Genomic DNA, 4509 nt, shown 5'->3' on the forward strand with positions numbered 1-4509 from the left:
CAGCGTGGCGAAGGGGCCGGCCGGTAAGAAGTGCTCCTCGGCGCGGCCATTGTGCGGCCGTTCATGCGCCACGGTGCAGACGATGCCGGACTGGCCATACTCCCATTTCACTGTCTTGATGCGTGCCATGTCGCGCAGCTTCGAGTTGACGCCGTCGGCGGCGATCAGCAGCCGCGCCTTCAGCGTCGCGCCGTCGGCAAGATGCACGGTGATGCCGGCGCCGTTCACGTCGAAGGCACTGACGGCGACGCCTTCGATGATGTCGATGCCGAGTTTTTCAGCGCGCCGGCGCAAGGCGCCGTTCAAATCCCTGTTGGCGACCATATGCGCAAAGGCTTCGCCGGGTGCGACTTCGCCGTCGAAGGTGAGAAACACCGGGCGCACCGGATCGGAAGTGCGCGAATCGGTGACGATCATTTCGGTGATCGCCTGCGCCTCCGGGGCGACTTCGGCCCAGACGCCGAGCTGGTCGAGCATGCGGCAAGCGGCGGCGGCGATGGCCGAGGCGCGGCCGTCCTTTTGCCAGACGCCGGCGGGCGCGGCGTCGACGACAGCGACGGCGAGGCTCGGCCGCGCCTGTTTCAACGACACGGCGGCGGCAAGGCCGACATAGCCGGCGCCGGCGACCAGAATGTCGAGCGAAGTTCGGTTTTTTGCATCCGCCTTGCGGTCCACCATGGCAAATTCCTTTCCGGCCTTGACTGCCCGTCATTCCTGTCGGAAACCGCCATAACACTTCTGCGGCTAGGCGAAGTTCGAAATCAAAACGACAGGGCGCGAAACATGACGGCGGCCATGGACGAGCTTCTCAGCATTCTCGACCTCGAGCAGCTGGAACACAACCTGTACCGTGGTCGCAGCCCCAAGCTCGACTGGCAGCGTATCTTCGGCGGCCAGACTATCGCCCAGGCGCTGGTCGCCGCCCAGAGAACGGTGGAGCCCGAACGCCACGTGCATTCGCTGCATGGCTATTTCATGCGGCCAGGCGACACCAAGGTGCCGATCATCTACCAGGTCGACCGCATCCGCGATGGCGGCTCCTTCACCACGCGGCGTGTCGTGGCGGTCCAGCACGGCCAGGCGATCTTTTCGCTGGAAGCCTCGTTCCAGCAGGACGAAGTCGGGCTCGAGCATCAGGTGCCGATGCCGCAGGACGTGCCGGCGCCCGACACATTGCTGTCGCAGCGCGAATTGATCGGCAAGTTCGGCGCGGCCGTGCCAGACGGTATCAGGCGCTACTGGGAGCGTGACCGGCCGATCGAGATGAAACCGGTGATGCTGGAGCATTACACCAGCCGGGAAAAGCTGGAGCCGAAGCAGAACATCTGGATCCGCACGACCGGCCCGGTCCCGGCCGATCGCGCTACGCAGGCGGCCGTGCTTGCCTATCTTTCCGATATGACGCTGCTCGACACCTCGACCTTTGCGCATGGCCGCGCCATTTTCGATAGCGACATCCAGGCGGCGAGCCTCGATCACGCCATGTGGTTCCACCGCAGCCATCCGCTCGACGACTGGATGCTCTACACGCAGGACAGCCCGTCGACGCAAGGGTCGCGGGGGTTCACCCGCGGGTCGCTGTTTGCCCGCGACGGCACGTTGATCGCCTCGGTTGCCCAGGAAGGGCTCATCAGGCTGAAGCGGCCGCCTGCCGAATAGGCAATTTTGCAAAATTGCCTACTTTTTAATCAGCCGTGCTGCCGCGACTATGAACAGTCAGCCGACAAACCTTCCCCAATTCCTTATTTAACAACAGGTTAACCCCCTGCTTCGGCAACTGGCACGGAGCTTGAATCCTAGCGGGCACTCTCCGGCTCTCATGGGGATCGGCGAAGTCGTGCAAACGCGGGGGACCCGCAACAGCAAAGGGTGAAACCTTATGAAAATCGTGATGGCAATCATCAAGCCGTTCAAGCTCGACGAGGTGCGCGAAGCGCTCACCGCAGTCGGCATCCAGGGCCTGACCGTCACCGAAGTCAAAGGCTACGGGCGTCAGAAGGGACACACGGAAATCTATCGCGGGGCGGAATACGCGGTCAGCTTCCTGCCGAAGATCAAGATCGAAGTCGCGGTCGGCGTGGACATGGTCGACAAGGCCGTCGAAGCCATCACTGCGGCGGCCAAGACTGGACAGATCGGCGACGGCAAGATCTTCGTTTTCGGCATCGACCAGGCGGTGCGCATTCGCACCGGCGAAACAGACACCGACGCGCTTTGAGCTGCGGACACGTATTCCAATGGAGAGTTCAATGAAGAATATTCCTTCTACTTTGAAGTCCGCGGCGCGCACCGCGCTGCTGGGCGCATTCACGCTTGGAGCCTTGGGCACGATTGCCGCATTCGCGCAGGAGGCGGCTCCGGCCGTACCGGCAGCGCCAGCGGCGCCGGCCTTTACCGTCGACAAGGGCGACACGACGTGGATGATGATTTCCACCATTCTGGTGCTGTTGATGACCATTCCCGGCCTTGCCCTTTTCTACGGCGGCCTGGTTCGCGCCAAGAATATGCTGTCGGTGCTGATGCAGGTTTTCACCATCACCAGCGTGGTCATGATCGTCTGGGTTTTCTATGGCTACAGCCTTGCCTTCACCCCCGGCAATGCCTTCGTCGGCGGCCTTTCCAAGATGTTTCTCGCCGGCGTCGACGTGACGACGCTGTCCGAGACCTTCACCAAGGGCGTCGCCATTCCTGAACTGGTGTTCGTGCTCTTCCAGATGACTTTCGCCTGCATCACGCCCGCCTTGATCGTCGGTGCCTTCGCAGAGCGCGTCAAGTTCTCTGCCGTGATCCTTTTCACCATCCTCTGGGTCACATTCGTCTACTTCCCGATCGCGCACATGGTCTGGTTCTGGGGTGGCCCGAGCGCTTATAGCGACCCGTCAGGGCTCATCTTCGGCTTCGGCGCCATCGACTTCGCCGGCGGCACCGTCGTTCACATCAATGCGGGCATCGCCGGCCTTGTCGGCGCGCTGATGATTGGCAAGCGCATCGGCTACAACAAGGACATCATGGCGCCGCACTCGATGACGTTGACCATGGTCGGCGCTTCGCTGCTGTGGGTCGGCTGGTTCGGTTTCAACGCCGGTTCGAACCTCGAAGCTAACGCATATGCGGTGCTGGCCATGATCAACACCTTCGTCGCCACAGCGGCGGCGGCCGTGACCTGGATCGTGCTTGAAACGCTGCTGCGCGGCAAAGCGTCCATGCTTGGCGCGGTTTCGGGCGCTGTTACCGGTCTTGTCGCCGTCACACCCGCTGCCGGCTTTGCCGGACCGATGGGTGCCATCGTGCTCGGTATCGTCGCCACCTGCGTCTGCTACTTCTTCGTCTCGGTCGTGAAGAACAAGTTCGGCTACGACGACAGCCTCGATGTCTTCGGCATCCACTGCATCGGCGGCATCATCGGCGCGCTCGGCACCGGCATCTTGGTCAATCCCGCCCTTGGCGGCGCTGGCATCGTCGACTATTCGACAGCCGACTTCGCCGCCGGCTATGCCGGCACGGCCACCCAGCTGTGGTCGCAGTTCAAGGGTGTCCTGGTAACCGTCCTGTGGTCGGGCATCGGCAGCGCCATCCTCTACAAGATCGTCGATATGATCGTAGGCCTGCGTCCGACAGCCGATGCAGAGCGTGAAGGGCTCGACCTCACCTCGCATGGCGAAGCGGCCTATCACCCGTAAGCCCTGTCCGGGGCGGCCTTGGCCGCCCTAGATCCTCCCATCCCGTCGTGATGCTCCCGAAAGGGCTCACGCATTGAGGCCCGGAAACGTTCCGGGCCTCCTTTTTTGCACGCAGCAGGCCGTGCCAGATGCCGGCCGCAAGATACTTCCCCCAACCGCTTATAGTTAATGCTGCCTTAACCTTCCCGCCGATAGTCTGGTGCCCGAATCTGCCGAGCTGCGCGCACGCGTCCGGCCGGGCAATGACAGACGGGGAAGAGCATGCGTTCAGGGGCTTCAGCACCGCTCGCGCTGGCCGAAACGGGGCACGGCATCGGGGCATTTGCGCGGCGTCAGGTCGGGCGGCTGGTCGGCGCCGGCCTGTTTGCGCTGGTCGCCTTCGGTGTTGCCAGCCTCGCCACCTGGAACGTCGCCGACCCAAGCTTCTCCCACGCCACCGATAATATCGTCACCAACGCCATGGGCTATGTGGGCGCTGTCTTCTCCGACCTCGCCATGCAGTTCTTCGGCCTTGCCGCGGTCGCGGCGCTGGTGCCGGCGGTGGTCTGGGGATTTCTGCTGTTTTCGGCGCGCGGCGTCGACAGGCTGCCAAAGCGCGGGCTCGCCTGGTTCGGCTACGCGGTGCTTGCCGCGGCCATGGCCGGCTGCGTGGTGCCGCCCAAGACCTGGCCACTGCCGACCGGTCTCGGCGGCGTGTTCGGCGATATGGTGCTCAACATTCCCGGTTTCTTCGTCGGCGGCTACCCGACCGGTCTCATCGCCAGCGTGCTCGCCGTGCTTCTGGCCGCGCCGGCACTGTGGCTGTTTGCCTATGGCTCGGCGCTGATTG

At 63.4% G+C, this 4509-nt stretch carries 4 protein-coding genes and 1 pseudogene; 4 read left to right on the plus strand and 1 reads right to left on the minus strand.

All coding sequences use genetic code 11. The features are described 5' to 3' along the window. Positions 1-678, minus strand: a 678-nt coding sequence (locus E5W87_RS04440) for an FAD-dependent monooxygenase (RefSeq protein ID WP_292394420.1), incomplete at its 3' end; no start/stop codon positions are given. 105 nt (positions 679-783) lie between these two features. On the opposite strand from E5W87_RS04440, the gene tesB reads away from it, so the two are divergent. The 4 genes and pseudogenes from tesB to E5W87_RS04460 form a co-directional block, all read left to right on the plus strand. After that, positions 784-1659 carry an acyl-CoA thioesterase II gene (tesB, locus tag E5W87_RS04445; RefSeq protein ID WP_292394422.1) on the plus strand — a complete coding sequence of 292 codons (876 nt, stop codon included), beginning with the start codon at positions 784-786 and terminating at the stop codon, positions 1657-1659. A gap of 220 nt (positions 1660-1879) precedes the next feature. Continuing rightward, complete coding sequence (locus tag E5W87_RS04450) at positions 1880-2218, plus strand: P-II family nitrogen regulator (protein WP_073985197.1); 339 nt, start codon at positions 1880-1882, stop codon at positions 2216-2218. A gap of 31 nt (positions 2219-2249) precedes the next feature. Beyond that, entirely contained in the window at positions 2250-3680 is a 1431-nt protein-coding gene (locus tag E5W87_RS04455) for an ammonium transporter (protein ID WP_292394424.1), read from the plus strand. 312 nt (positions 3681-3992) lie between these two features. Then, positions 3993-4509, plus strand: a pseudogene (locus E5W87_RS04460) (DNA translocase FtsK 4TM domain-containing protein); the annotation flags it as partial.

Origin of the sequence: Mesorhizobium sp. (assembly GCF_004962925.1) — a bacterium.
GTDB lineage: Bacteria > Pseudomonadota > Alphaproteobacteria > Rhizobiales > Rhizobiaceae > Mesorhizobium.